At 37.5% G+C, this 26,517-nt stretch carries 24 protein-coding genes and 3 pseudogenes; 20 read left to right on the forward strand and 7 right to left on the reverse strand.

Going from position 1 to position 26,517, the window contains the following annotated elements; translation table 11 throughout:
* Nucleotides 1–1,884: a PLP-dependent aminotransferase family protein gene (locus tag ACU5DF_RS10980; RefSeq protein WP_446712876.1), complete on the reverse strand. Its 1,884-nt coding sequence runs from the start codon at nt 1,882–1,884 to the stop codon at nt 1–3.
* A gap of 416 nt (nt 1,885–2,300) precedes the next feature.
* Between ACU5DF_RS10980 and ACU5DF_RS10985 the strand changes: the two genes are divergently transcribed.
* The 6 genes from ACU5DF_RS10985 (at nt 2,301) to rplT (ending at nt 8,699) form a co-directional block, all read left to right on the forward strand.
* Entirely contained in the window at nt 2,301–4,193 is a 1,893-nt protein-coding gene (locus tag ACU5DF_RS10985) for a methyl-accepting chemotaxis protein (protein WP_446712877.1), read from the forward strand.
* A gap of 354 nt (nt 4,194–4,547) precedes the next feature.
* Nucleotides 4,548–5,294, forward strand: a complete 747-nt coding sequence (locus ACU5DF_RS10990) for a sporulation protein (RefSeq protein WP_446712878.1) — start codon at nt 4,548–4,550, stop codon at nt 5,292–5,294.
* Between the two features lie 224 nt (nt 5,295–5,518).
* The gene (thrS, locus tag ACU5DF_RS10995; protein WP_446712879.1) at nt 5,519–7,447 is read left to right on the forward strand and encodes a threonine--tRNA ligase; all 1,929 of its coding nucleotides are present in this window, start codon (nt 5,519–5,521) and stop codon (nt 7,445–7,447) included.
* 3 nt (nt 7,448–7,450) lie between these two features.
* Nucleotides 7,451–8,002, forward strand: coding sequence for a translation initiation factor IF-3 (infC, locus tag ACU5DF_RS11000; RefSeq protein WP_080889798.1), 552 nt, complete (start codon nt 7,451–7,453; stop codon nt 8,000–8,002).
* Between the two features lie 108 nt (nt 8,003–8,110).
* The gene (rpmI, locus tag ACU5DF_RS11005) at nt 8,111–8,305 is read left to right on the forward strand and encodes a 50S ribosomal protein L35 (RefSeq protein WP_005419080.1); all 195 of its coding nucleotides are present in this window, start codon (nt 8,111–8,113) and stop codon (nt 8,303–8,305) included.
* Between the two features lie 40 nt (nt 8,306–8,345).
* Nucleotides 8,346–8,699, forward strand: a complete 354-nt coding sequence (gene rplT, locus ACU5DF_RS11010) for a 50S ribosomal protein L20 (RefSeq protein ID WP_045102152.1) — start codon at nt 8,346–8,348, stop codon at nt 8,697–8,699.
* Nucleotides 8,700–9,009: 310 nt separating this feature from the next.
* Here rplT and ACU5DF_RS11015 read toward each other — a convergent pair whose 3' ends face one another.
* The 6 genes and pseudogenes from ACU5DF_RS11015 to ACU5DF_RS11040 form a co-directional block, all read right to left on the reverse strand.
* Complete coding sequence (locus tag ACU5DF_RS11015) at nt 9,010–9,789, reverse strand: heme ABC transporter ATP-binding protein (RefSeq protein WP_446712880.1); 780 nt, start codon at nt 9,787–9,789, stop codon at nt 9,010–9,012.
* A pseudogene (locus ACU5DF_RS11020) lies at nt 9,789–10,827 on the reverse strand (FecCD family ABC transporter permease). Before ACU5DF_RS11020 ends, ACU5DF_RS11015 begins: the two are co-directional and overlap by 1 nt.
* 12 nt (nt 10,828–10,839) lie before the next feature.
* Nucleotides 10,840–11,689 (reverse strand): annotated as a pseudogene (locus ACU5DF_RS11025) (heme/hemin ABC transporter substrate-binding protein).
* On the reverse strand, nt 11,689–12,105 hold the full coding sequence (locus tag ACU5DF_RS11030; RefSeq protein WP_045102148.1) for an ExbD/TolR family protein: 417 nt from the start codon (nt 12,103–12,105) through the stop codon (nt 11,689–11,691). Before ACU5DF_RS11030 ends, ACU5DF_RS11025 begins: the two are co-directional and overlap by 1 nt.
* Complete coding sequence (locus tag ACU5DF_RS11035) at nt 12,102–12,791, reverse strand: MotA/TolQ/ExbB proton channel family protein (protein WP_446712881.1); 690 nt, start codon at nt 12,789–12,791, stop codon at nt 12,102–12,104. Before ACU5DF_RS11035 ends, ACU5DF_RS11030 begins: the two co-directional genes overlap by 4 nt.
* A gap of 16 nt (nt 12,792–12,807) precedes the next feature.
* The gene (locus tag ACU5DF_RS11040; RefSeq protein WP_446712882.1) at nt 12,808–13,554 is read right to left on the reverse strand and encodes an energy transducer TonB; all 747 of its coding nucleotides are present in this window, start codon (nt 13,552–13,554) and stop codon (nt 12,808–12,810) included.
* Between the two features lie 161 nt (nt 13,555–13,715).
* Here ACU5DF_RS11040 and hutW point away from each other — a divergent pair, with 161 nt between their 5' ends.
* From hutW to ACU5DF_RS11110, 14 genes and pseudogenes are all read left to right on the forward strand, one after another.
* Complete coding sequence (gene hutW, locus ACU5DF_RS11045; protein ID WP_446712883.1) at nt 13,716–15,074, forward strand: heme anaerobic degradation radical SAM methyltransferase ChuW/HutW; 1,359 nt, start codon at nt 13,716–13,718, stop codon at nt 15,072–15,074.
* A gap of 39 nt (nt 15,075–15,113) precedes the next feature.
* Nucleotides 15,114–15,605 (forward strand): heme utilization cystosolic carrier protein HutX, encoded by a 492-nt coding sequence (gene hutX / locus ACU5DF_RS11050; RefSeq protein WP_045102145.1) that lies wholly within the window; start codon nt 15,114–15,116, stop codon nt 15,603–15,605.
* Between the two features lie 21 nt (nt 15,606–15,626).
* Entirely contained in the window at nt 15,627–16,154 is a 528-nt protein-coding gene (hutZ, locus tag ACU5DF_RS11055; RefSeq protein WP_446712884.1) for a heme utilization protein HutZ, read from the forward strand.
* Between the two features lie 335 nt (nt 16,155–16,489).
* On the forward strand, nt 16,490–18,562 hold the full coding sequence (gene tssI, locus ACU5DF_RS11060; protein ID WP_446712885.1) for a type VI secretion system tip protein TssI/VgrG: 2,073 nt from the start codon (nt 16,490–16,492) through the stop codon (nt 18,560–18,562).
* A complete protein-coding gene (locus tag ACU5DF_RS11065) occupies nt 18,562–19,416 on the forward strand; it encodes a DUF4123 domain-containing protein (RefSeq protein ID WP_446712886.1) in 855 nt (284 codons plus the stop codon). The genes tssI and ACU5DF_RS11065 overlap by 1 nt, the downstream gene beginning before the upstream one ends.
* Complete coding sequence (locus tag ACU5DF_RS11070; protein ID WP_446712887.1) at nt 19,413–20,168, forward strand: toxin VasX; 756 nt, start codon at nt 19,413–19,415, stop codon at nt 20,166–20,168. The genes ACU5DF_RS11065 and ACU5DF_RS11070 overlap by 4 nt, the downstream gene beginning before the upstream one ends.
* A 42-nt stretch (nt 20,169–20,210) precedes the next feature.
* Complete coding sequence (locus ACU5DF_RS11075) at nt 20,211–21,503, forward strand: hypothetical protein (protein ID WP_446712888.1); 1,293 nt, start codon at nt 20,211–20,213, stop codon at nt 21,501–21,503.
* Nucleotides 21,496–22,215, forward strand: coding sequence for an immunity protein TsiV2 protein (locus ACU5DF_RS11080; RefSeq protein ID WP_446712889.1), 720 nt, complete (start codon nt 21,496–21,498; stop codon nt 22,213–22,215). The genes ACU5DF_RS11075 and ACU5DF_RS11080 overlap by 8 nt, the downstream gene beginning before the upstream one ends.
* Nucleotides 22,215–22,938, forward strand: a pseudogene (locus ACU5DF_RS11085) (immunity protein TsiV2 protein). Before ACU5DF_RS11080 ends, ACU5DF_RS11085 begins: the two are co-directional and overlap by 1 nt.
* Nucleotides 22,931–23,653, forward strand: coding sequence for an immunity protein TsiV2 protein (locus ACU5DF_RS11090; protein ID WP_446712890.1), 723 nt, complete (start codon nt 22,931–22,933; stop codon nt 23,651–23,653). Before ACU5DF_RS11085 ends, ACU5DF_RS11090 begins: the two are co-directional and overlap by 8 nt.
* Nucleotides 23,646–24,362 (forward strand): immunity protein TsiV2 protein, encoded by a 717-nt coding sequence (locus tag ACU5DF_RS11095; protein WP_446712891.1) that lies wholly within the window; start codon nt 23,646–23,648, stop codon nt 24,360–24,362. The genes ACU5DF_RS11090 and ACU5DF_RS11095 overlap by 8 nt, the downstream gene beginning before the upstream one ends.
* Nucleotides 24,362–25,084, forward strand: coding sequence for an immunity protein TsiV2 protein (locus ACU5DF_RS11100; RefSeq protein ID WP_446712892.1), 723 nt, complete (start codon nt 24,362–24,364; stop codon nt 25,082–25,084). The genes ACU5DF_RS11095 and ACU5DF_RS11100 overlap by 1 nt, the downstream gene beginning before the upstream one ends.
* The gene (locus ACU5DF_RS11105) at nt 25,077–25,793 is read left to right on the forward strand and encodes an immunity protein TsiV2 protein (protein WP_446712893.1); all 717 of its coding nucleotides are present in this window, start codon (nt 25,077–25,079) and stop codon (nt 25,791–25,793) included. Before ACU5DF_RS11100 ends, ACU5DF_RS11105 begins: the two co-directional genes overlap by 8 nt.
* Nucleotides 25,793–26,494, forward strand: coding sequence for an immunity protein TsiV2 protein (locus ACU5DF_RS11110; protein WP_446712894.1), 702 nt, complete (start codon nt 25,793–25,795; stop codon nt 26,492–26,494). Before ACU5DF_RS11105 ends, ACU5DF_RS11110 begins: the two co-directional genes overlap by 1 nt.
* The last annotated feature ends 23 nt before the right edge of the window (nt 26,495–26,517 follow it).

Here is a 26,517-nt window from a genome sequence, read left to right on the forward strand (position 1 = left end):
TTAACGAAACGAACGCCCTCTTAGAGGTAAGCGGATTTGCTTGAGGGTGTTTGCGACTCTAGGTTTACTTACCTTAGTGTGTTTGATTGATTCAAATAATAGAGGATTGAATGCTCCCGGTTGCTTAAGATCATGACATAAACTATTGATCAGTGATTTGTCTACATTCCACATCGTAAATAGATGAACATAGTGCCGTTGTTCAGTATCTTCCTCTCCTAAACTGGCGCTCTCTTTAGCAAGGGAATAACGAAAAATAATCTTCTCATTCGGTTGGCAGAAGATCAACGAGAGTGACTGAGGAGTCCTTTGTAGCCACAATCCTTCAGGTAAGTTAGCGTCTTTATTGCGCCAATACTCAGCAACCAAAGCTAATTGCTCATAGGCATACTGCGCCATCTGTTGCCCTTGCATGGCAAGTTCTACCTGCTTCTGATAACTGTTATTGGCGAAATACTCCCAAAGCACTAATGGAGAAAGACCGTTACGCGACCCTGCAAATGTGGTGTCGGGTGAGCCAATATATTCTGGGTTATCGGGAGGTGAAACCATGAATTTTTGCTTGGTCATGTAGACGCCCGTTGGCCATGGAGCACCTGGCCACTTATGCCCGCTAGTGACAATGGAGTGAACCATAGTGTTACTGAAGTCAAAATTTGGTCCTGTTTTGTGATTATGCTCGGCAAAATAGCTTTGGTATTCTGGACAATCTTTTGCCATTTTTATGAAAGGTAAATAGCTTGCGCCGAGCGCACCATCAATATGTACCCAATAGCCGGCTCGCATCTCAAAATCACTTTTGGGGTCTTGTGGATCGATAGGTACCTTTCTTTGCCATAAACCATTTTCTTTTAAAATTGGCTCTAATAGAGATGTTACTTGATCAACATCATCATAGGCTCCTTTGAAAGTTGTTCCACAGTTTAGAACCAATAAGATTGGATATCCTTTTTGGGCAAAAAATGTGACATATTTGATTAGTTTTTCAACGTCAATAGCACCAGAGCCTGCAGGAAGATCGGGGGTAGGTTTTTCTGACTCAACCTCTCTTGGCCAAGGTTTTCCCGGATCAACAGGGTTTTGCTGTGGGTAAAGTCGATTTCCAAGATCGCCAAAGGTATCAATTTTTTCAACCGCCATAGCCTTTACAATAGAGTAATGGGTATCTTGTGAAAAAAAAGCTACAGGCGTGTAGGCATTAGTTTTTTTCGGTGGTGGACAGGGGTAGTGTGCATACACCTCATTATTAACCAAGGTTGCACCACTGATTGTTTCAGATTTTATTTCCTCCTCCAATAACATCACACCGCTCAAATAGTCACGAGCATTAAGCATTGCATATAAGTTTCCTTCTGTGCTACCCATAGTGAGAACATAACCCCAGTAGCTGTCAGGGTCACCAGGTTGAAATTGGTCGTTTTTATCCATATATGGACCTTGTGAGGGCCATTTGGCATTCCACAAACAAGCAAAATAATCTAGAACGGAGCGTTCAACACATTTTGAGTTAATCGTATAGTTCCCATTAACGAAAGGGTCGCCGACGTTATTTAGGCTGGCGTTAAGAAATGGAGAAAGTCGATTTTGATAATTAAGATTTTCTTCTGTCTGATAACCAAGAAAATGCTGTTTTTGAACACCAACATAAGCAAGTAATTGTTGATAAACTTGATCTTGCTCTTCTGAAGTTTGTCCTCTGGGTGATAGTTCGACATCAAAGCTATCGACTGCCTGCTCGGTGTAATGAAAATCATAGTTTCTTTCTGCATAAACCTTGGTTGGGTCCGCTGAGGGTGGGGAAACTTTTCCAAGCGCGAAGTCCGGTACTTGATCTATCCATGGTTCTTGCCTTGGGCCGTACTTGATTTTTTTCTTATCACTCATAGTGTTGCTCCAAATTCTTAAAATTGTTTTATCCGGAACAAGTAGCGAGAGCTTTATCGCTACTTAGCCAATCACGAAACATCCGTGCCTCGCTTACTATAGGCATTTTATTGAGCGTGAGAATAAATGGTGTTCAAAATGTTAAATAAATCTCATATTGTTCTCAATAAAATCAAATAAATATGATTAGTGATACTTTATAAAAATAAATATATTGAAACTATTGATAGTTATCCATTCAGCAGCTAAATTTTACTGACGGCTTAGTTGTATACAAACAAAGAAGCAGTCATGGCTAGGTGATAGATTGGTTGCAATCTTCATGTACTGAGCATTCAGCTACGTGAAATATAAAATAAAATGACCAATATCATCAAAATATCGCTCTAATATATACGTAAACAGTGAGGTATAAGATGAATTTAGGCTTTAAATCGAGAATTTACGTTGGGGTTGGGGTGCTTGTCGCCGCTTCACTCATCGTGTTAGGAACGCTTAATATACTGGCGATGAGAGACAATATGATTGAAGGTTTGGAGGCAAAAACTTCTGATAAGCTCAGTTTTCATGTTGCAGAACTAGAACAGATGATGGCGTTTAAGACTCAGGCTATTAAGAATGGAGCGAAAAGCTTTAATCGCGAACTTAGTGATGAAACCAATCAAGGTTTAGTTGAACTTTTGGCGCAGAGTGCGTCGCTCTCTAATGTCATCATGACTTACCAAGATGGCCGTACCTTTATGTCATTAGATGGTGAGAAGTATGATTTTCGTCAGCGTGATTGGTATCAAGACGCAAAAAATGCTCGTGACGTTATTGTTACAGGTGTATATCAAGATCAATTGACCCAACAGAAAGTGGTTAGCGTCACGATACCTGTAATTCAAAACGGGCAAGTTATCGGTGTACTGCTTGGTGATATACAGCTAGGTGATGTAATAAGTGCAGTAAGTAATATGCGCTTTGCTGGTGGTGCAGCAACATTGACGGATAAGAACGCGGTATTTTTTGCTAGTGATGATCCGAATGATCTAGGAAAAAAACCATCACAAATTAGCGAAAATTTTGTAGATATGGAGCGAGCCTTTTTTTCTCAGCAATTAGGTCATTTAAGTTTTCCTTACCTAGGGATTCAGTTTGATGGCTATTTTGAACGTGTTAATCTTACCCCCGATATGTATTGGACTTTGATGGTGTTTGTTGACCAAGAAAGTGCTCTAACAGAGGTTTACACGGCAATGAATGAGTCGCTAGTGACTGGAGGGTTACTGCTGTTTGTAAGTTGTGGTGCTATTTTTGTTATTTTACAATACGCTTATCGACCGCTACTGAAATTAAAAAGCGCAGTATTAGATCTATCTCATGGTACTGGCGATCTCACCCAACGGCTTAACATAGAAGGCAATGACGATTTAGCTCAAATAAGTCAGGGCTTTAATCGATTTGTAGAGAATCTACAAGAGATGATGCTGCATATTTCTCAAGCAAGCCAAAATATTTCAGTTAGTGCTAAGCAATTAGATACTACAGCGCGAGAAAACGAAGTAATGCTTGTAACTCATTCAAGTGAAACAGAACAAGTGGTTACCGCAATTACAGAGATGAGCGAAAGTGCACGAACGGTTGCCGGAAATGTAAATCAGTCGAATCGAATTACAGAAGAGGCAAGTAAAGAAGCTGAATCATCGTTGGGTATTGTTAACAATGCGGTTAGTACAGTCAGTGCATTAGTGATCGAAGTGGAGGATATGTCCAACAATATTCTTCGCATGAATCAAGACGCAAATAAGATCAGTAATGTGCTCAATGTGATCGGTGAAATCTCTGAACAAACTAATTTACTGGCGCTAAATGCGGCCATTGAAGCTGCTCGTGCGGGTGAGCAAGGACGTGGTTTCGCGGTAGTTGCTGATGAAGTTCGTGCTCTTGCTGGCAGAACACAAAACAGCACTATGGAAATTTCAGATATGCTTAATCAATTACTTAGTGGGACAGAGAGTGTTGTGAAAGCGATGGACTCAACCAAAAAACAATGCCAAGAGACTGCCGACAAGACTGCAGAAGTATCTGAGAGCTTGACCGTGATGAGTACTTCAGTGCAAGAAATCGATGATGTTAGTACTCAGATAGCTGCAGCCACAGAAGAGCAGAGCACTGTGGCTGAAGAGCTCAGTCGTAATATGCTTTCAATTCGAGACATTGTTGAGTCATTAGTAAGTAGTGGTCAACAAACAGTGCAAGCGACCGAGTTACTTAATGATACGAATGATGATCTCAAGCGTCAAGTTGCCAATTTTAAATTGAGTTAGTGTTGATAATTATCGATAACCAAAGCGGCTTACCTTTATGTTAAGTCGCTTTTTTATCATAGTGCAATGAGTATTATCGATGGTCATATACTAAAAGCATTCGCTTCTTAATGAGCAGTAAATTGTGAACTAAATTGTACGCACTATCTGACATCATAATAAGTTACTAATTAGGACTCGCATTGTTTGGATTCTTGCTTATCATGGGAGGCCTAGTATTGGCTGTGAATAGCGAGCTCATTATCACAGTTGCCGATGTAGATTTTAGGAACTTAATCTAATAGGTTCACTCTAACATTTATATTGAAAGTAAAAAAATTAGACAGCAGCATAAGAATATAAAAAGGACGAAGGATGTTTAAAAAATTAAAAGCTTCATTAGGTATAGGTGCCGCAAAGGTAGATACCATTTTAGAAAACCCAGAATTATTTCAAGGTGATCTTCTAAAAGGAACCGTCCATATTGAAGGTGGTGATATTGAACAGCAAATTGATGCGATTCATTTGAAATTGAATACCGAGGTGAAAGTAGAAAGTGATAATGGCACCAGTTATCAAACGTTAACTCTATTTCATACTCAGGCAGTAAATCCCTTTGTAATTCAAGCGGGGGAGAAACAGGAAATGCCATTCACCATTAACTTACCTGATGAAACTCCAATTACAGCGCTTAATGTGCGAAATAATCATTGTGATGTTTGGATTGAAACTGTACTGGATATTGATTTTGCGATAGACCCAACAGACCGTGATCTATTAGTCGTCAAACCTATGCCTGTCGCTGCAGCAATTATTAATCAAATTGAACAAGCTGGGTTTAGTATGGTAAAAGCAGATGTAGAAAAGGGCTACCTTAATGGTGGGCATTTCAAATCGCATTCTGGTGGTTATCAAGAAATTGAATTTAGAAGTAATGGATTCATTAATAAAAAAGAAATCGAATTGTCATTTATCTTAGATGGTCAAGTTATTCACTGTTTAGCAGAGGTTGATCGTTCAATGGGCTTTAATCGCGGTGATCAATATGTTTCTTTTTCATTGGGTTTAAATGCTTCAGGTAGTGATATTAATAATGCAGTACAGAAAATATTGCGTGTGTAAGTAAACAGTAATAAAGAGTCATCTAAAAGAATCGACATCATTTTTGTGATCTCGATTCTTTTTTGCATTAGGTGATTAAGAGTCGTACAATAGCGGCTTGTAAGTGTTCCCGACCTTTGTGTGGTTGATTGATCCTTACATCATATATAAACGTTCTATTATTTAGACTTATTAATTTTTAGCATGTGTTGCTTCGTATGCAACACCACTGTAAAGGATAAAACATGCCTGTAATTACTCTTCCAGACGGTTCTCAACGTCAATTCGATAACGCTGTTTCTACTATGGATGTTGCTGCTGACATCGGTCCCGGTCTTGCGAAAGCTTGTATCGCTGGCCGTGTTGATGGTGTTCGTGTTGATGCGTGTGATTTAATTGAAAATGACGCACAACTTGAAATCATCACAGCAAAAGATGAAGATGGTTTAGAAATCATTCGCCACTCTTGTGCGCACCTTTTAGGTCACGCAGTTAAGCAGCTTTTCCCAGAAGCAAAAATGGCGATTGGTCCTACTATCGATAACGGTTTCTACTACGATATCGATTTAGAGCACTCTTTAACGCAAGAAGATCTTGATAAGATTGAAAAGCGTATGAAAGAGCTAGCTAAAACCAAGTACCAAGTAATCAAGAAGAACGTAAGCTGGCAAGAAGCTCGCGATGCATTCGATGCTCGTGGCGAAACTTACAAAATTGAAATCCTTGACGAAAACGTTTCTAAAGACGATCGTCCAGGTTTATACCACCATGAAGAATACATCGACATGTGTCGTGGTCCTCACGTTCCAAACATGAGCTTTTGTCAGAACTTTAAGATTCTGAGTGTAGCTGGTGCATATTGGCGTGGTAACAGCGACAATAAAATGCTTCAACGTATCTACGGCACAGCATTCCAAGATAAGAAGTTGCTTAAAGCACACCTTATCCGCCTAGAAGAAGCTGCAAAGCGTGATCACCGTAAAATTGGTAAGCATCTTGACTTGTTCCACATGCAACAAGAAGCACCAGGTATGGTTTTCTGGCACCACAACGGTTGGACTATCTTCCGTGAGCTAGAAGTATTTATTCGTGAAAAACTAACAGAATACGATTACCAAGAAGTAAAAGGTCCATTAATGATGGATCGTGTACTTTGGGAGCGTTCTGGCCACTGGGACAAATACGCAGAAGCGATGTTCACAACAAGTTCAGAGAACCGTGAATACGCTATCAAGCCAATGAACTGTCCTGGTCATGTTCAAATCTTTAACCAAGGTCTGAAATCATACCGTGATCTGCCACTACGTATGGCTGAATTTGGTTCATGTCACCGTAATGAGCCATCTGGTGCTCTACACGGCATCATGCGTGTTCGTGGCTTTACTCAAGATGATGCACACGTATTCTGTACAGAAGCTCAAGTACAAGCTGAAGTTAAGTCTTGTATCGAAATGGTTTATGATACATATACTACATTTGGTTTTGAAAATATCGTAGTTAAGCTATCTACACGTCCTGAACAGCGTGTGGGTTCTGACGAAATGTGGGACAAAGCTGAAGCAGATTTAATCCTTGCGCTAGAATCTATGAACATCAATTATGAAGTTCAAGAGGGTGAGGGTGCGTTCTACGGACCGAAAATTGAATTTACTTTGCATGATTGTCTGGATCGTGCGTGGCAATGTGGTACAGTACAGCTCGATTTTGCATTACCAGAACGTTTAGGTGCAACTTACGTAGGTGAAGATAACGAACGTCACACACCAGTGATGATTCACCGCGCGATTTTAGGGTCTCTTGAACGTTTCATCGGTATCTTAATTGAAGACTATGCAGGCTTTTTCCCTACGTGGTTGGCGCCAGAACAAGCAATTGTGATGGGCATTACAGACAAACAAGCCGATTATGTACAAGAAATTGCAAAAAAACTGCAAAAAAATGGATTTAGAGTCAAAGCGGACTTGAGAAATGAGAAGATTGGCTTTAAAATCAGGGAACATACTTTGAAACGTGTTCCGTACATGCTTGTCTGTGGTGACCAAGAAATGGAAGCTGGAGAAATAGCAGTACGTACTCGCAAAGGTAAAGATTTGGGTAAATTTAAAATTGATGATTTTGTTGCATTCCTGCAGCAAGAAGTTAGTACCCGAACGCTCAATACTGTGGAGGAATAAGGTATTAAAGGCGGAAAAAGAGGCCAACAGCCGGCAAAACAAAATGCTCATCGTCTAAACGGTGAAATTATTGGCGTTAAAGAAGTGCGCCTTACAGGTCTAGATGGCGAGTCAGTTGGCGTCGTTTCACTAAATGAAGCGTTAGACGTTGCACTTACAGCAGGTGTCGATCTAGTTGAAATCAGCCCGAATGCCGAGCCACCAGTTTGTCGTGTGATGGACTATGGCAAATTCCTCTTCGAAAAGGCTAAGGCTGCTAAAGAACAGAAGAAAAAGCAAAAACAGGTTCAGACTAAAGAAATTAAATTTAGACCTGGAACTGATATTGGAGACTATCAGGTAAAACTACGCAACCTGACTGGTTTCCTTGAAGACGGCAACAAAGTGAAGGTAACAATTCGCTTCCGTGGCCGCGAAATGGCTCACCAAAACATCGGTGTTGACGTTCTTAATCGTTTGAAAGCGGATACTGAAGAGTTTGCTCTAGTTGAATCTTTCCCAACGAGAATTGAAGGTCGCCAGATGATTATGGTGTTGGCCCCTAAGAAGAAGTAATTTAGTGCATTCAAGTAGTAAAGTGGGGTAGCTGCTCGCAGTTATCCTGTTTTATTCGCCTAATTACTATTATGTTTAATCACGCAACAATGCGGAGTTATATTCATCATGCCTAAGATGAAATCGAACAAAGGTGCTTCTAAGCGTTTTAAGAAAACTGCTGGTGGTATCAAATTTAAGCACGCTACGAAACGTCACATCCTGACTAAACGTACTACTAAAAACAAGCGTCAGCTTCGTCCAAACTCTCTACTTCCAAAATGTGAAGTAGCAGCAGTTGCACGTATGCTTCCATACGCATAATTTTTAGTATTTATTTTAATTTTAGTTTAGGAGAGACACAATGCCTCGCGTAAAACGTGGTGTACAAGCTCGTGCACGTCATAAGAAAGTTCTAAAACAAGCTAAAGGTTACTACGGAGCACGTTCACGTGTTTACCGTGTAGCTTTCCAGGCAGTTACTAAAGCAGGTCAATATGCTTACCGTGACCGTCGCAACAAAAAGCGTGTTTTCCGTCAACTTTGGATCGCTCGTATCAATGCTGCAGCTCGTCAAAACGAGATGTCTTACAGCCGTTTCATTAACGGTCTTAAGAAAGCATCTATTGAAATCGATCGTAAGATCCTAGCTGACATCGCTGTATTCGACAAAGTAGCATTCGCTGCTCTTGTTGCTAAGGCGAAAGCTGCTCTTTAATTAGAACAGTTTCAAAGGCTTTAAGACTAAATAAGGAGAGCACTAGCTCTCCTTTTTTTATGCCTGAAGCTTAATCAACTAGAGTGAAAAGATAGGTAATAGAAGTAATACCAATTCCAGTAATTCTCTAGTCATTATTACTGGTTAAATCACATAATAGCTTCGTTAAAAAATTATTTAAGTAGAATAACTACTTATCAGAATTTTTTCCTTGCTCTTAAGTGGTTTTCCTGCGTAATAAATAGACCATTTAATTAATGGCAATGGTATAAAAAGAATGGTTACGCACTTTTAGTTCGGTCACATAAGCTTAAGCCGCGTACACCACAGGGAAATCATACATCGGGTGTGCTTGTATTAAGGTTTTATGTCCGTAAACATTTTCAATCATCTCTGCTGTTATAGCCTCCCAGGGCTTCCCATCCGCTTGTAGTTTCCCATCTTGTAATACTATCACTCTGTCTGAATATTGAGCTGCTAGATTCAAGTCATGCAATACCACCACAACGGCTGCTCCTTCATTTGCCAACTTCCGCGCTAAACGTAACGTATTATGTTGATGAGAAAGATCTAATGCAGAGGTAGGTTCATCAAGCATCACAATTTTCTGTTGGTACTGGCTTACTTGCGTTAATACACGAGCTAAATGCACACGCTGTTTTTCACCACCAGAGAGAGAAGGGTACAATCTTTCAGCTAGATGGTTTATCCCTGTTTTTTGCATCATAGATTGTGTGATTGGCTTTAATATTTTATTTGGAAGATCTAAAGGTAAACCGCCAAGTTCTACCACTTCATTGACGGTAAATGAAAAGGTTAAGCTGCTTTGCTGAGGAAGAATACCTAACTGCTGCGCCAATAATTGTTTATTCCACTCTTCTTTCTTTCTATTGAAATAACGGATCTCACTGTCAGACTCAATTTCATCACACAAGATCTTTAATAAAGTACTTTTACCGGCACCATTAGGGCCAAGTAGAGTCGTTACTTCGCCACAATAAAGGTCCAAATTAAGGTCATCTAAAATGATCTTATTATTTACTTGATAAGAGATTTTTCTGGCAGAAATTGCCATAGAGTGATTGGGCATTAGAGCTTTCCTCTTTGAGTGAAAAGTAAGTATAAAAAGAAAGGAGCTCCAATGATTGCGGTAACAATACCTACGGGTAATTCAGCAGGGCTAACAGCAACGCGAGCAAACATATCTGCACCAGGTTAAGAGCAAACCACCAAGAAGTGCAGAGAGCGGTAATAAGGTTTTATGATTCGGACCTGCGATCATACGACCAAGGTGAGGGATAATAAGGCCGATAAAACCAATCATGCCAGATAGACTGACAGTTATCCCAACCCCAACAGCGCTTAAAACAATCATACGTTTTTTTAAAGATTGAACATTAATACCTAAGTGTTTAGCTTCAGCTTCACCAAGCAGTAGTGCATTTAGACCTGATGCGTTTTTCATAAATAAAAACAATAGTACAATTAGTCCAATTGCTGCCAACATTAAATCTGGCCATGTTGCACCGGCTAATGACCCCATTGACCATAGAGAAAGATCACGGAGCATTTGATCATCAGCAATGAAATTTAAATAGCCAATTCCAGCCCCAGATAAAGCACTAATAGCAACACCTGCTAACAGCATAACCGTAATTGAGGTGCCAAATTTACTGGTTCCTAAGCGATAAACGATTAAAGTAGTGATAGCGCCACCAAGAAAAGCAAAAATAGGCACAGCAGCAAAATTCATAAAGAAAGGAAATTGTTCTGCGATAGATGAAAAGAGAACGATTGCCAAAGCAGCACCAAGCGCAGCACCTGCAGAGACGCCTATGATTCCTGGCTCCGCTAATGGATTACGAAATAACCCCTGCATCACCACCCCTGAAATAGCCAAAATTGCTCCGACAAGCATACACAATAAGGTTCTAGGTAATCGTACTTGATGAATGATTAAATCAATATGAGCAGGCGTCTCAATGGTAGACCAAGGAGCTAAACTATTAAAACTGTCATTTAATGTAATGTTCATTGGCCCTGTAGCAATAGAGCTAAGTGCTATGAAAATAAGAAAAAGTGAACTAATGGTTAATAATTTTGAATAAGGAATGTATTTCAACAACATAATGAATTTATCCTATGGGTAAAGCAGAGTATTAAGACGAGCAGCTTCATCAAGTGTTGCTAACCCTAAACCGCCAACGAGTGTCTGAGCCATTAATACCAATGATTTTTTTATTGATACCAGCGGGGGTTGCTGCCAACGTAGGAATAGATTTAATGATGTTATCAATACCGTCTAATTTAATTAAACTGCGATTGCTAACCAAAATCACATCAGGTTGCATTGATATCATCGCTTCGATAGAAAGGGGTTTGAAAGATGAAATTAATGACTGAGCGGGATTAATTGCACCAGCAAGGCGGATCATTTCATCCATTGTGGTATCACTTCCTGCTACATAAGGCGCTCGCCCTTCATGCAATAGTAAATACAGCACTTTTTTCTGCTTAGTTTTAACTGGAATATTGCTTTTTAATTGAGCGACTTTTTTGTTCACTTTATCTTTAATTTGTTGTGAATTTTCTTGATGGTGAGTAAGCAATGCGATTTCATCAATGCGTTCCAATAGACCTTTAATTGTAGGTTTAGTATTCACAACATTCACTTTAATATTAGATTGAGATAATAAATCTAATGTAGTTTGTGGCCCCATTTCATCAGAACCAATAATTTGAGTTGGTTGTAATGCTAACAAACCTTCGGTAGAAAGTTGACGATGATAACCAATTTTTGGTAATTGGTTTGTTTGTGGCATTTTACTGGTGACATCAACAGCAATAAGAGAGTCTTGGGCATCTAAGGCATAAATTAATTCAGTTACTGCGCTGCCTGCACTAATAATTCGTTCTTGAGCGAGAGCAACAGACGAGGCAGAAAAGAGAGAGAAAGTAAGTAAAGCAGAAGTCAGTATTGAGTTATTCATTATTTATTTTCATCCATTAAAATTTGAGTCGCTTTTATTTTATTATCTTGTAGAAAGGCGAGTAGTTTAACCATATGTTGGATCTCAGCTGATTTATCGGAGGCGATCACTACTTGGAACTCAGGTTTTAGATTTACTTGGGTTAATAAAGCTTGAGTGAAATCTTCCCAAGAAGAGTAAGATTTGCCATCTAACCCCCAATAAGGAGCCTCTTCTAAAATATTGACCGTAAGAGATTTACTATCGACATCCGAGATTGATTCGGTTTCTGCACTAGGTAAGCTAACCTCAAGGGATTGAAGTTTTACCGTAGCCGTTAATAATAGAAACACCATTACAATGAAGATGATATCTAAAAGAGGGGTCAGGTCTGGTTGAAATGACTCAGATGAAGTGTCTGTTGTTAGCGTTATCATGCTATTACCTCTGAACGTGGTTTTTCTGTTTGAGAATTACTCTGTTGAGATTCAACCGAGACAAAAACACCTTCAATCCATAAATTAGTGTAATTTAATGAATGCTCTAAGCGTGACAATATACGATCAGCCCATAACCCAAGAAGCTGAGCGCTAGAAATAGCAGGCAGAGCAATGATTAAACCAATCGCAGTCGTTCGCATCGCAAGGCCCAGCCCATCAGCCAGAATATTGGGTGTAATAGAGCCTGTAGTTGCAGCGACATCTTTGAACATGTCAATCAACCCAAGTACCGTTCCCAATAAACCAAACAAAGGACTTATCATGCCAATTAAAGAGAGTAAACGAAGCCCTGAACGTAATTGATGTCGTTTTTCTTGCAACCACAACCCAGCGACATCTTCACGTAACGTTTTTGTAAAATCACGATGAGCAAGTAGCATAGCATTACCTTTGGCTGATAAAGCTCGGCGCTGTTTTAGTGAAGAAATGAGAGAATTAATTCCTTGATCATCTTTTTTATTTAATTGATTTAATGATTTTCTTATAGAACGATGAGAGCAGCCAGAAAAGAGCAATAGTTGAATGCTACGCTCAATTAGTAATGCTAAGGTAATGAGAGAGCAACATAAAAGCGGTAATGCCATGATGCCTAATTGAGAGTACAAGTGAGAAAAATTGAGCATGTTGATGTCCATACAGCTAGTTTAGAGAGAATCGGACAGGTATCTGAACGCGGTGCGCAATAGCCTGACCATTAATAACTTGGGGTGAAAATTTCCAATCACGTATTGCATTAAGAGCTGCTTCATCGAGCACACTTGCACCTGAAGAGGTGATTAATTGCTGTTTTACTTGTTTACCATTTTCGTTCAACCAAATTTCATATAGTGCCGTCCCTTCAATACCTTTACGTTGTGCAATACGAGGGTAGCGTGGTGCACTTGGACGTTTAAGAAAACTTGGTTTTTTTATCAATTGTGGTTTTTCTGTTGCACCAGCCCTTGATGCAACAGGTTTTGCTGCGCTGTCGGCTTTAGTGACTTTTTTCTTATTAATAGTCTTGGTTTTTTTTAAAGGCTCATTTGGCTTTACTTTCGCTGTTTTCTGTTTCTCAGTTTTTACAGGGGCTTTTGTAATGCTTTTTTCTTTTATTGTAGGTTTAGGTTTAGGTTTAGGTTTGTGTGTTTTTGTTGGTTTTTTCACATCAGAAATTTTTTTTGTCACTGTTTTTTCAGGTTGAGTCGGCTTCACTTTTGCTTTTTCAGCTACGACTTTTTTTTCTGATGGAATAGAAGGCGAACTCGGAGCTACAAATTGGATATTTACTTGTGAAGATTGGCTACCCACAGGCATGGCAAAAGCTTTTTTTTCCGGCACAGACCAAATAAGCGCAGTATGAATGGCTAATGAAACGCCAACAGCTGCAAAATAACGAAAGTTCAGCACAGGGATCTCCATATCAAATTTAGTACTTTAAAAGAGAGGATTATTATAACCATAATGAAAATGAGATCAATTATCAATTGCATTATCATTTAAAAATAATTTATGATGGGAATAGAAACGAAGCTCTTAGCGGTAAAGAGTAGAGAAGTAGAATTTAAATCATGAATAAACAGATAAATTTACATCACCTTCCCAATAGTATTTTGGGTGAAAATACACCAGATCCCTTGCTGTATTCTTTTCAACGAAAATCAGCAGCTCATGCAGGTAGCGGAGCAATACCTATTCAGGCTCCTTATTTTACTGAGCGATTTGATACAGCTTTGTCTGAAACGATTGAATTAAGTGATCATCGTTGTCTGTATGTCCACATCCCTTTTTGTCGAGTGAGATGCACCTATTGCAATTTTTTCCAACATGCCTCAAGTAAAACACTCGTTGCTGATTACTTTGATGCGCTTATGGTTGAATTGAAATGGAAAGCACAACTGGCTTGGACACAGTCTGCTCCATTTCATGCTGTCTATATTGGCGGAGGAACCCCAACAGATTTAACTGCGGATCAAATCGAACAATTAGGTAAAGCTATTCGCCGTTATTTCCCTTTAACAACAGATTGTGAAATTACATTGGAAGGACGTATAAATCGCTTTGATGAAGAGATGTTTGATAAATCATTAGAAGGTGGTTTCAATCGATTCTCATTTGGAGTGCAAAGCTTTAATACCAAAGTGAGGCGATCAGCTAAACGCTTGGATGATAAAGAATATGTGTTACGACGCATTCAAGAACTTAGTCAAAGTAATCAAGCGCCAATTGTGGTGGATCTCCTTTATGGTTTGCCTTATCAAACTCCCGAGATCTGGCAACAAGATTTAGAGGATTTTCTAGAAACAGGTGCACATGGCGTCGATCTGTATCAATTGATTGAAATGGGCGGCACACCAATGAAAGGCATGATTGAGCAAGGTAAGTTGCCTGAACCTGCTTCAACAGAAGAAAAAGCCTATATGTACAAATATGGTGTTGATTTTATGAATCAACATCACCTACGCAGGCTTAGTGTTAATCATTGGGCTAGAGATAATAGAGAGCGTAGCATTTATAACAGCTTGGCTAAAACGACAGCAGAAGTATTACCCGTAGGCTGTGGTGCCGGCGGTAATGTGGGCGGGGTTGGCATTATGCAGCATCGAACATTAAATGCCTATATAGATTCAATTAAAGCGAACCAAATGCCCATTGCGATGATGACACAGTCTGCTGCCTCTGCTGGTTTATTTTCAATGATAAAAGCAGGGTTTGACCGTGGAGTGCTATCTCGTCAGTTGCTATTACAGCATGCGCCTCAAGATATATTTCAATACCTAATGCCTTTGTTTAAGCATTGGCAAAAAAATGGTTTGGTGATGGTTAATGACGACTATTTAAGTTTAACTCTTGCTGGTGAATTTTGGGCGGTTACGTTAGCGCAAGGAGTCATCTCAGCATTATCTCAAGCAGATCAAAAAGCCGCATAACCCTAAAATAATGATAGAAATATAGATAGAGAATTAATCGTGAAAAAAGAAGTTATCGAGTTATTAGAAAAAGATCCTAGTTTATTACCAAGTGATATCGCAAAACAGTTAGATCTTTCAGAGTCAGAGGTAGTGAAAGCATTACCAGAAGAAATGGTTACTGTTATTGATGGAAGTAAAGCGCAAGAGATCTTAGAAGGTCTTGTTGGCTTTGGTGATGTGACAACCATCGTACACTCGTTTGGCTCTATCTTTGAAGTTAAAGCCCCATTTCCAAAAGGAAAGCTTGCTCACGGTTATTATAATTTAATGGGACGTAACGGAGAGTTACACGGTCACTTAAAATTAGATTTAATTACCGACATTGCTTTAGTTAGTAAACCCTTTAGAGGAACAGAAAGTCATTACTTTGGCTTCTTTGATAAGCAAGGCAATTCAATCTTTAAAATTTATTTAGGTCGAGATAAAAAACGACAGCTTATCCCAGCACAAGTCAGTGCTTTTAATGCATTAAAACAAGAATATAAATAACAAATTTAAAAGGAAATAGAAATGAGCTCAACGGTTAAGCAAGAAAGATTACAAAATCGCCTTGGACCTGAAATTCAAGAGTTTCGTGATTCACGTAAAACACTTCAATTAGCGACAGTGGATTGTGAAGGTAAGCCCAATGTAAGTTATGCGCCATTTGTTTTATTGGAAGATGGATATTATATCTTGATCTCTGAAATTGCTCGTCATGCTCGTAATTTACAGCAAAATCCTGATGTTTCTTTAATGTTGGTTGAAGACGAAGAAAGCTCAAAGCAATTATTTGCACGTAAGCGATTAACGTTTGATGCGATTGCAATCTTAATTGATAGAGAAGAAGTAAATTGGCAGTTAGCTGTTGATGAAATGAAAGGGCGCTTTGGTGAGATTATTGATGGTTTAAGCTCACTTGAAGATTTTAAAATGTTCCGATTAAAACCGATCCAAGGCTTATTTGTGAAAGGGTTTGGCCAAGCTTTTCAAGTTAGTGGAGATGATTTAGTCGATTTCGTTCATTTAGATAAAGGCCATAAAAAACGAACGGCTTAATAATTATCATATAAATAAGAAACGAAATGTTATTTATAAAAGGTCAAGTTAATCGCTTGGCCTTTTTATTGGTTTATATTTATAACTTGTTTCATTACTGATTCAAATCGTATATTTATCTGTGATAAAAATCCCAAATAAAATTAACAGTATATAATTCTAGGTAATTTGGCATGCTTTTTAATTTGATTGATTTCCAAGCGTAGAAGTGCTGTAGGTCGCATAATTTTTATTCAGAATAGGCATCTTAGCGATTACTGATATTATCTGTCTTTATACATTATAAGTTATTGATTAATTTATTATTTATTATTTAAAGATGGTATAGGATCATTATGCAGGATGCAAATCAAACTCAATTTCAACTTGACGTAACAAGTATAGAGTTACCACTTCAAGTTTATGAATTTACAGGTGAAGAAATACTTGGCGAAAATTATTGGTTTGATATTACGTTTGTGTGTGATGATCCAGAGTTACCACTTGCTCAATGGCTACAACTTCCAGCTAGATTAACTATTCACTATTTTAATAAAGAAGATCCTGAAAATACAAAGCGTTATATAAATGGTGTGATTGAATCTATGGAGAAATTAAACTCTTCATTTCGTGTCAGTACCTATCAATTAAGACTAGTTCCTATTTTTAGCTTGTTAAAATATCGAAAAAACATTCAGATCTTCCAACAGAAGAATGTTCCAGAAATTATTTCAGAAATGTATCAGCAAGCAGGAATATTGTCCCATCACTTTAATATTGAACTGTATAAATCACATCAAGCACGAGATTACTGCGTGCAATATGGAGAATCTGACGAAAAATTCATTATGCGACTAATGGCTGAAGAAGGGCTTGTTGCTTATTTTGAGCATAAAGATACAGGTTCTACGCTTATTATTTCTGATGGACAAGAGACCTACACAGCCTTAGTTCCATTATCGGTGGTGGTTGATAATGGAATGGTGAAGGAGGGTAACGTTATTAACTCCTTGAGTGTTAAAAATCAGGTGCAAGTGGGAAAAGTGTCAGTAAAAGAATACCTTTTTACTCACCCAAAGCAATATCAAGAATACCAAAAAGAAGAGGTACAAAGGGCTGAATCAGCATTAGAACATTATCAATACCCAGTGACTCACTCAAAAGTATTATATACAGAGCAACAGGCAATCTTGAATTTAGAGCAACGACGAATTGCAGCCATAACACTGGAAGGAAGCAGTGACAGTGCGCAGTTAACTGCAGGTCACTTTCAACCAATAAATCAGGCTCCAAATTCAGAGTGGGATACCGATTGGTTGGTAATAACAGTTTCTCATGCAGGAAGGCAACCTCAAGTAATGGAAGAACTAGCAGAAGGTGGTTTGAGTTATCATGCTAACTTTACCGCAACGCCTTGGTTCATACCTTATAAATTAGCAGAGGTAGGCAAACCATACATTCGTAATATTGATACTGCAATAGTCACAGGCCCTGAGAATGAAGAGATCTATTGTGATGAATATGGGCGAGTAAAAGTACAATTTCATTGGGATAGAAATGGTCAAGCCGATGAGAAAACTAGTTGTTGGCTTCGTACTTCGCAAGGGTGGGCTGGTAATCAATATGGTCAATTTGTATTACCAAGAATAGGGCATGAGGTAATCGTCAGTTTCATTCACGGTGATCCCGATAAACCCATCATTACAGGCTCATTGTATAACGGGGATAATAAACCGCCATATACACTGCCGGAGCATAAAACACGCAGTACATTCAAAACATCTAGCTCAATTGGTGCAGATAATTTTAACGAATTACGGTTTGACGATAAAAATGCGTCAGAGCAGATCTATATTCATGCGGCGAAAGACATGGATAGCCAAATTCAAAACAATCGCACTAGCGAAATATTTAATGATGATCACTCTGTTGTGCATCATGATCAATTTCATCAAATCACCAAAGATAATCATCTGACCGTGCAATCAGATAATTTAAGCTCAATTAAAGGTGACGCACATCTGCAAGTATCAGGCTCTATTCAACAAAAAAGCCAAGGAAGCCGGCTTGAACAAATAGGCACCGAGTTACACATTAAGGTGGGTAATAAAGCCGTCCTTGATGCAGGTAGTGAGCTGACCATTACTACAGGCAGCAGTACCATGAAGCTAGATTCTGGTGGCATTCATCTACTTGGTGCTGCCATTGATTTAAATAAAGGCGGCAGTGCAGGAAGCGGAAGTGGATATGCGGGTATTACAGCTACTCAACCTATCATGAAGCAGAGTGAAACGGCAGGCAGCACGGCTGAAACCGCAGTAATCTCTGAATACACAAGAAGTAAAATTCACGCCACTCGTCAGGTCGAGGCATTAAAAACATTAGATCCAATCTGCGAGGAATGTGAGCAAGAACAGGAACAAGAGTAATGGAAATGCAGTGCTTTGAATCTCTGAATATTGATGATTTATCCTCTTTCTATTTGATGTTAGATATCAGTCAGAGTGTTGGCGTATTAAAACAATTGTATCAATTGGACACTGTGATTGAGCAAGAGCCTCTTTATTTGTATGAGCCTTGGGATGAGCTGCTTTCGGTCTCTCCTTACTTGGTAAAAGCAACGCCTGTTATTGTACAGTGGTTTGAAAGCCAACGTGAGCAATTAGACGGCTTCTTATTCAGTTCACCATTAGCGCTAGAAAGCCTTGTAGAACATTGTAGAGGTTTGATTAAGGTTCAATCGCCTTACGGTTCATCCATCATATTGAAATTAGCGCATTCAGGCTGTGCCAATGTTTTATTCTCAACAGGAACAGATTGGTATTGGCAACATATTAATGAAGTTTGGCTTCCATATAAAAAAGGATGGGCGCATTACTTATCGCCTTGCTCTGAGATGAAAAGCGTCAAACCTTATCGTTTAACGGACGAACAATGGCAAGCGTTAGGAGAGTTAGCGACTGAAAATGCCTATGCCTATGTACTTAATCATGTGGAATATTTCTTCCCACATTGTTTAGAGGGCGTGATAGATAAACAAAAATGGATTCAGTATTGGTTCGATGCCGCTTACAGCAGAGGGTTTCAAAATGAGACAGAAGTCTGTCTATTTATGAATGTGATGGGATATTTAGGAAAAGAAGCGATCACAACCGATAAATACCCAAAAATCACCGAATTGATCTATCAAACATCGCAGCAAACCCCAGAACAAAGAATCAAACAAGCGGCGGATTTGGCCTATCAATATCGTCACTCTATGCAAAAGGATGTACAAGAATGAGCGAAGCAAACAATGCCGCCATGTGTGGCAGTAAAAAAGATGCGAAAAACCCGGTAGGAGCTTGCCCTGTAAAGTTTGGCGTTATTGACATTATTCCGGTTCGTTATGCGATTGATGATATGGATAATGAAGAAAAAGAGCAAAAACACCCATTACTTGATACGCATAAAGGCCACGGCTTTTTTGATGTTGCTCATTCAAAATATACATTAAGACAATTAAGAGACGGTTGGCTTTACGTTTATAGCAATAAAGATAAAACCTTTCATGAATATCAGGTTAAAGGCACTCAATTCATTAAGATAGATTGGGGCTCAAATGAAGCCGATAAAGCACCAGAAGAGAGAGGTCAAGCAGGAGAGGCTAAAAGCTGTTTGTCTTACTCTAAGAATGACACATTAACCATATCATTTTCTCACCAACGTTGGACATGGCGCTTATGTGAGCACATGCGATCAAATACCCAATGTCGTAATGAATGGATGCGAACTGTCGACTTAAAAACCTATTCAAACACATTAGAGATAGAACACGGTGGTGGCATGCGTGATTTTGTCCATGCCGTTGCTGATATTGGTACGCCAAAGCCCTCTGATACCTTGTTTGGAAAAACATGTTCACCATTAAAAGACGATGATCCCTCCGATGATGAATTTCATCTCGCTAGCCATAAGAAAACCGTATTAGAGACCGATTATCAATGTGATTTACTAGAAAAGAACAGCGCTTTGTATATCGCACTGGATGATTAGTTGGCTGATATAACGGATCTGTTTTTGAAGTTGTCGAATGAAGTGGCAGAGAAAGCGGCAATTATGGGGGATGAAGATAAACAATATAAACTTCAAATGGCGGAATTGACTCGAACCTTAGGACGAGTAAGGCTTGATGAAAATGAATTACCTAAAGAGATAAGAGAAAACCCAATTAGCATATTTCAGTTTGAAAAAGAATTAACTGATTATTTGTATATTCAAGGTTTAGCTAATGAAGAACAAGCATTGCCCGCAGCAGAAAGTGTTCATTATGAACCAGTATATACACCGCAGGCGAAAGCGAAGTTACAAGAACTGAAAAATACCTATTCTTATGAGCCAGACTCTAAATTACTTAAGAAATTTAAAGAAACAACTGCATATACGAGTGATGTTAATTGGGAAGGGTTAGATGAGTTTGTGATATCGCATTACTCACAGTTAAAAGGCACAAGTGAACGAATAAATAACTATTTATCTGATTTTATAGCAGCAGTTACACAGTTAGGCATTGACCCATTAATCTTGGGGTTAGATAACCAATATGAAAATCATCAGGCTTATTTACTTAATATAGTTAGTCAGTTTTTGATCGTTGTTAAGCAAGTTCCTGAGCTAGAAGAGCAAATGAAAGAGTTAGATGAATTACTTTCACTTGATTCACCTAACAACTTATTGGCTTTAGCACCGTGGATGCTTTCAGCATTAATGGTATCAGGTGTTATTTACCTAATTTCTATAATTATTATTAATATATTTACACGAACGGAGTTACAAAATTGGCTTTACGAATCGTGCTGGGGAAAAGGAGATCTACAGTGGGGAAACATAGAGGCAATAAGTAGATTAGAATCTATATTATATAAGCCGCAATTAAGTTTAAAAAAAATTATAGGAAGAAAACCAACTCATTCACAAGATCCTGGAAGTATGCAATGGCAATTAATTGTGGATCTTCCGTCGTTTACTGAAAACAAATATATTGAATTAAAGGTTAAACGTATTCCTTATACTCCAACGTTTCGATATGGTTTCAAACAACCAGAAAAACTGAAGCCAATTTTAGTTGATGAACAAGGTGGTCAGTGGGTTCGAACAGTTAATAATTCACCTCGTTATGTAATTACAATTGGAGGTACAGTGAAGGATGATGTGGAAGTCGAACTGAAAATGCCATCTAACGGGTCAAAGAACGATATTGAGTATGAGAGCCATTATTTAGCTTCTGGGAAAAAAGAAGGGAGTTTAGTTATTAAATCTTTAAGTAATAAAACAATAAAAGGCGAAAGCTTAAGAGGAGTATTATTAGTTGGAGAGGAAAACAATGCATAATAAAGACAATGAATTAAAGCTAGAGAAAGAACTTTATAATTCTCCAGTACTTTACGAGTGGGAATATAGTGGATTTCATGGAAATAAAACATCATTAACTCAATGGTTATTAGGTATATTTATTCCGTTCTTTCCAATAAGTATATTATTGTTATTAATCAACGATATCAATGCGGTGGTACCATTTCTTTTTATTGCATCCATAATGATGTTTGTTGTTCGTTATTTATGGTTTTCAGATTGCTATTATAAATTTTATCTAACTCAAATAGGACTCTATTATACCTATGAACAAATCATTCCTGATTCAGCTTATAAAGTTGTACGAGGATTTGCATGGTTTGGCGTTGCAGTTTGCATTGTTTCTGTGGCTATTATTGGACCTATGGCCTTTGTTGGAGCTGGTGCATGTGCGTTACTTTCATTTAAGATGACAGGCTTTCAATCTCAAGTTAGAGACTCATATGTTTTGTTCTTGGATGAATATACATTATTTGATATTCAGAAAGAGGGTGCATTTTCGATAAAAAGCCACCCTGATAGGTTATTTAACTCGTTTGATGGGCTGTATTATCAATTAAAAGATAAAAATGAAATTAGAGATAATTTATTGAATGTATTTAAGAAAAGTTATTTTATTGAAGTGGAACGTTTGAAAGAAATAGATAACTACGGTCCATTCGAACCCTCTGGAAAATATGAGGTTAAATAATGCATGATAAAGACAATGAATTAGAACTTGAGCGTGAACTTCATGAATTACCAATTATTTATCAATGGGAAGCTATAAGGTGCGATAGGGCTAGCTATGCTTTGCGCTGGATGATTGCTATTGGCTCGTCATTAATTGTTTATGGTGGCCTATATTTACTAATTAAAGATAGCGAGACGATAATTCCATTATTGCTAATGGGCATAGCTATGGCATTAGTATCGCGTTATTTATTTCTGGCAGATAATCAGCATCATTATTTTCTAACGGAAAAAGGTATTCACTTTACAACAGAGCAGATAATTTCTGAAATGGCGTATAAAGTGATGAGAGGTTTTGCTTGGTTTGGTGTGGCGGTAAGTTTTTTGGCTGTAACTATAATAGGGCCAATGGCATTTGTTGGGGCAGGAGCTTGTGCATTGCTGTCATTTAAAATGACTGGTTTTAAATCAGTACCTCGTAGTTCTTTTGTATATTTCGTCGATGAATATACTGTATTTGATATTCAAAAAGAAAATACTTTTTCAATAATAAGTCATCCACATGATATATATGACTCATGCTATCGCTTGTATTATTCTTTTGAAGATAGAGATAAAATAAAAAACAATTACTTCAGGTGATTAAAAAAAGTCACTATAAAATAATCAATCATCCAGATGATATTTATGACTACGGTCCATTTGAACCCTCTGGGAAAATATGAGGTTAAATAATGCATGATAAAGACAATGAATTAGAACTTGAGCGCGAGCTTCATGAATTACCAATTATTTATCAATGGGAAGCTATAAGGTGCGATAGGGCTAGTTATGCTTTGCGCTGGATGATTGCTATTGGCTCGTCATTAATTGTTTATGGTGGTCTATATTTACTTATTAAAGAAAGTGAGACGATAATTCCATTATTGCTAATGGGCATAGCTATGGCATTAGTATCGCGTTATTTATTTCTTGCTGATGAGCATATTTGTTTTTATTTAACGGAAAAAGGTATTCACTTTACAACAGAGCAGATAATTCCTGAAATGGCGTATAAAGTGATGAGAGGTTTTGCTTGGTTTGGTGTGGCGGTAAGTTTTTTGGCTGTAACTATAATAGGGCCAATGGCATTTGTTGGGGCAGGCGCTTGTGCATTGTTGTCATTTAAAATGACAGGGTTTGAGTCAAAAATCAGCAAGTCATACATACTTTTTTCAGATGAATATACATTGTTTGATATAAGAAAAGAGGATACTTTTGCAATTATAAGCCATCCATATGATTTATATAATTCATACGAAGCATTATTTTATTCTCCTAAAGATCGAGAAGAAATAAAGAAACATCTATTAAGTGTTTTCCGTAAAAGCAGATACGTTGAAATAAACCACCCTAAGGAAATAGATAACTACGGCCCATTTGAACCCTCTGAAAACTTGAGCATAAATAATGCATGATAAAGACAATGAATTAGAACTTGAGCGCGAGCTTCATGAATTACCTATAATCTATCAATGGGAAGAAATTAGGTGTGACAGGTTGGGGAATAAGCTGCGTTGGTTTGTATCTTTAGGTATTCCTTTTTTTGGTTATAGTTTATTATTATTACTAATACAAGATATGGCTGCGGTTCCAGTATTATTTTTTATTGGTTTAATGATGACTTTTGTTATTCGTTATCTGTTCTTAGCGGATAATCAGCATCATTATTTTTTAACGAAAAAAGGTATTCACTTTACAACAGAGCAGATAATTCCTGAAATGGCGTATAAAGTGATGAGAGGTTTTGCTTGGTTTGGTGTGGCGGTAAGTTTTTTGGCTGTAACTATAATAGGGCCAATGGCATTTGTTGGGGCAGGAGCTTGTGCATTGCTGTCATTTAAAATGACTGGTTTTAAATCAGTACCTCGTAGTTCTTTTGTATATTTCGTCGATGAATATACTGTATTTGATATTCAAAAAGAAAATACTTTTTCAATAATAAGTCATCCACATGATATATATGACTCATGCTATCGCTTGTATTATTCTTTTGAAGATAGAGATAAAATAAAAAAACAATTACTTCAGGTGATTAAAAAAAGTCACTATAAAATAATTAATCATCCAGATGATATTTATGACTACGGTCCATTTGAACCCTCTGGAAAATATGAGGTTAAATAATGCATGATAGAGAAAATGAATTAGAACTTAAGAATGATCTTTATAACGCTAAGGTTATTTATCAATGGGAAGCTATAAGATGTGACAGACTTGGAAATAAACTTCGTTGGTTTTTATCTATAGGGATTCCATTTTTTGGTTATAGTTTACTTATGCTATTAATACAGGATATGGCTGCGGTTCCAGTTTTATTTTTCATCGGTTTAATAATGACTTTTGTTATTCGTTATTTATTTTTTGCTGATGAGCATATTTGTTTTTATTTAACGGAAAAAGGCATTCACTTTACAACAGAGCAGATAATTCCTGAAATGGCGTATAAAGTGATGAGAGGCTTTGCTTGGTTTGGTGTGGCGGTAAGTTTTTTGGCTGTAACTATAATAGGGCCAATGGCATTTGTTGGGGCAGGAGCTTGTGCATTGTTGTCATTTAAAATGACTGGTTTTGAGTCAAAAATCAGCAAGTCATACATACTTTTTTCAGATGAATATACATTATTTGATATAAGAAAAGAGGATACTTTTGCAATTATAAGCCATCCATATGATTTATATGCTTCATACGAATGGTTATTTTATTTTCCTAACGATCGAGAAGAAATAAAGAAACATCTATTAAGTGTATTTCGTAAAAGTAGATACGTTGAAATAAATCACCCTAAGGAAATAGATAACTACGGCCCATTTGAACCCTCTGAAAACTTGAGCATAAATAATGCATGATAAAGACAATGAATTAGAACTTGAGCGCGAGCTTCATGAATTACCTATAATCTATCAATGGGAAGAAATTAGGTGTGACAGGTTGGGGAATAAGCTGCGTTGGTTTGTATCTTTAGGTATTCCTTTTTTTGGTTATAGTTTATTATTATTACTAATACAAGATATGGCTGCGGTTCCAGTATTATTTTTTATTGGTTTAATAATGACTTTTGTTATTCGTTATCTGTTCTTAGCGGATAATCAGCATCATTATTTTTTAACGAAAAAAGGTATTCACTTTACAACAGAGCAGATAATTCCTGAAATGGCGTATAAAGTGATGAGAGGTTTTGCTTGGTTTGGTGTGGCGGTAAGTTTTTTGGCTGTAACTATAATAGGGCCAATGGCATTTGTTGGGGCAGGAGCTTGTGCATTGCTGTCATTTAAAATGACTGGTTTTAAATCAGTACCTCGTAGTTCTTTTGTATATTTCGTCGATGAATATACTGTATTTGATATTCAAAAAGAAAATACTTTTTCAATAATAAGTCATCCACATGATATATATGACTCATGCTATCGCTTGTATTATTCTTTTGAAGATAGAGATAAAATAAAAAAACAATTACTTCAGGTGATTAAAAAAAGTCACTATAAAATAATTAATCATCCAGATGATATTTATGACTACGGTCCATTTGAACCCTCTGGAAAATATGAGGTTAAATAATGCATGATAGAGAAAATGAATTAGAACTTAAGAATGATCTTTATAACGCTAAGGTTATTTATCAATGGGAAGCTATAAGATGTGACAGACTTGGAAATAAACTTCGTTGGTTTTTATCTATAGGGATTCCATTTTTTGGTTATAGTTTACTTATGCTATTAATACAGGATATGGCTGCGGTTCCAGTTTTATTTTTCATCGGTTTAATAATGACTTTTGTTATTCGTTATTTATTTTTTGCTGATGAGCATATTTGTTTTTATTTAACGGAAAAAGGCATTCACTTTACAACAGAGCAGATAATTCCTGAAATGGCGTATAAAGTGATGAGAGGCTTTGCTTGGTTTGGTGTGGCGGTAAGTTTTTTGGCTGTAACTATAATAGGGCCAATGGCATTTGTTGGGGCAGGAGCTTGTGCATTGTTGTCATTTAAAATGACTGGTTTTGAGTCAAAAATCAGCAAGTCATACATACTTTTTTCAGATGAATATACATTATTTGATATAAGAAAAGAGGATACTTTTTCAATTATAAGCCATCCATATGATTTATATGCTTCATACGAATGGTTATTTTATTTTCCTAACGATCGAGAAGAAATAAAGAAACATCTATTAAGTGTATTTCGTAAAAGTAGATACGTTGAAATAAATCACCCTAAGGAAATAGATGACTACGGTCCATTTGAACCCTCTGAATAGCAAAATCATAATACAACAAACAT

It is taken from the genome of Aliivibrio wodanis (assembly GCF_052920805.1).

What these genes read in the sequence shown, in the direction of transcription:
- hutW (WP_446712883.1), top strand. Translation starts at nt 13,716, where the DNA reads ATGAATAAACAGATAAATTTACATCACCTTCCCAATAGTATTTTGGGT.
- rpmI (WP_005419080.1), top strand. Translation starts at nt 8,111, where the DNA reads ATGCCTAAGATGAAATCGAACAAAGGTGCTTCTAAGCGTTTTAAGAAA.
- ACU5DF_RS11095 (WP_446712891.1), top strand. Translation starts at nt 23,646, where the DNA reads ATGCATGATAAAGACAATGAATTAGAACTTGAGCGCGAGCTTCATGAA.
- ACU5DF_RS11090 (WP_446712890.1), top strand. Translation starts at nt 22,931, where the DNA reads ATGCATGATAAAGACAATGAATTAGAACTTGAGCGCGAGCTTCATGAA.
- tssI (WP_446712885.1), top strand. Translation starts at nt 16,490, where the DNA reads ATGCAGGATGCAAATCAAACTCAATTTCAACTTGACGTAACAAGTATA.
- ACU5DF_RS11100 (WP_446712892.1), top strand. Translation starts at nt 24,362, where the DNA reads ATGCATGATAGAGAAAATGAATTAGAACTTAAGAATGATCTTTATAAC.
- thrS (WP_446712879.1), top strand. Translation starts at nt 5,519, where the DNA reads ATGCCTGTAATTACTCTTCCAGACGGTTCTCAACGTCAATTCGATAAC.
- ACU5DF_RS11015 (WP_446712880.1), bottom strand. Translation starts at nt 9,789, where the DNA reads ATGCCCAATCACTCTATGGCAATTTCTGCCAGAAAAATCTCTTATCAA.
- ACU5DF_RS10990 (WP_446712878.1), top strand. Translation starts at nt 4,548, where the DNA reads ATGTTTAAAAAATTAAAAGCTTCATTAGGTATAGGTGCCGCAAAGGTA.
- ACU5DF_RS11105 (WP_446712893.1), top strand. Translation starts at nt 25,077, where the DNA reads ATGCATGATAAAGACAATGAATTAGAACTTGAGCGCGAGCTTCATGAA.
- ACU5DF_RS11035 (WP_446712881.1), bottom strand. Translation starts at nt 12,791, where the DNA reads ATGCTCAATTTTTCTCACTTGTACTCTCAATTAGGCATCATGGCATTA.
- rplT (WP_045102152.1), top strand. Translation starts at nt 8,346, where the DNA reads ATGCCTCGCGTAAAACGTGGTGTACAAGCTCGTGCACGTCATAAGAAA.
- ACU5DF_RS11080 (WP_446712889.1), top strand. Translation starts at nt 21,496, where the DNA reads ATGCATAATAAAGACAATGAATTAAAGCTAGAGAAAGAACTTTATAAT.
- ACU5DF_RS10985 (WP_446712877.1), top strand. Translation starts at nt 2,301, where the DNA reads ATGAATTTAGGCTTTAAATCGAGAATTTACGTTGGGGTTGGGGTGCTT.
- hutZ (WP_446712884.1), top strand. Translation starts at nt 15,627, where the DNA reads ATGAGCTCAACGGTTAAGCAAGAAAGATTACAAAATCGCCTTGGACCT.
- ACU5DF_RS11110 (WP_446712894.1), top strand. Translation starts at nt 25,793, where the DNA reads ATGCATGATAGAGAAAATGAATTAGAACTTAAGAATGATCTTTATAAC.
- ACU5DF_RS11030 (WP_045102148.1), bottom strand. Translation starts at nt 12,105, where the DNA reads ATGATAACGCTAACAACAGACACTTCATCTGAGTCATTTCAACCAGAC.
- ACU5DF_RS11070 (WP_446712887.1), top strand. Translation starts at nt 19,413, where the DNA reads ATGAGCGAAGCAAACAATGCCGCCATGTGTGGCAGTAAAAAAGATGCG.
- ACU5DF_RS10980 (WP_446712876.1), bottom strand. Translation starts at nt 1,884, where the DNA reads ATGAGTGATAAGAAAAAAATCAAGTACGGCCCAAGGCAAGAACCATGG.
- ACU5DF_RS11065 (WP_446712886.1), top strand. Translation starts at nt 18,562, where the DNA reads ATGGAAATGCAGTGCTTTGAATCTCTGAATATTGATGATTTATCCTCT.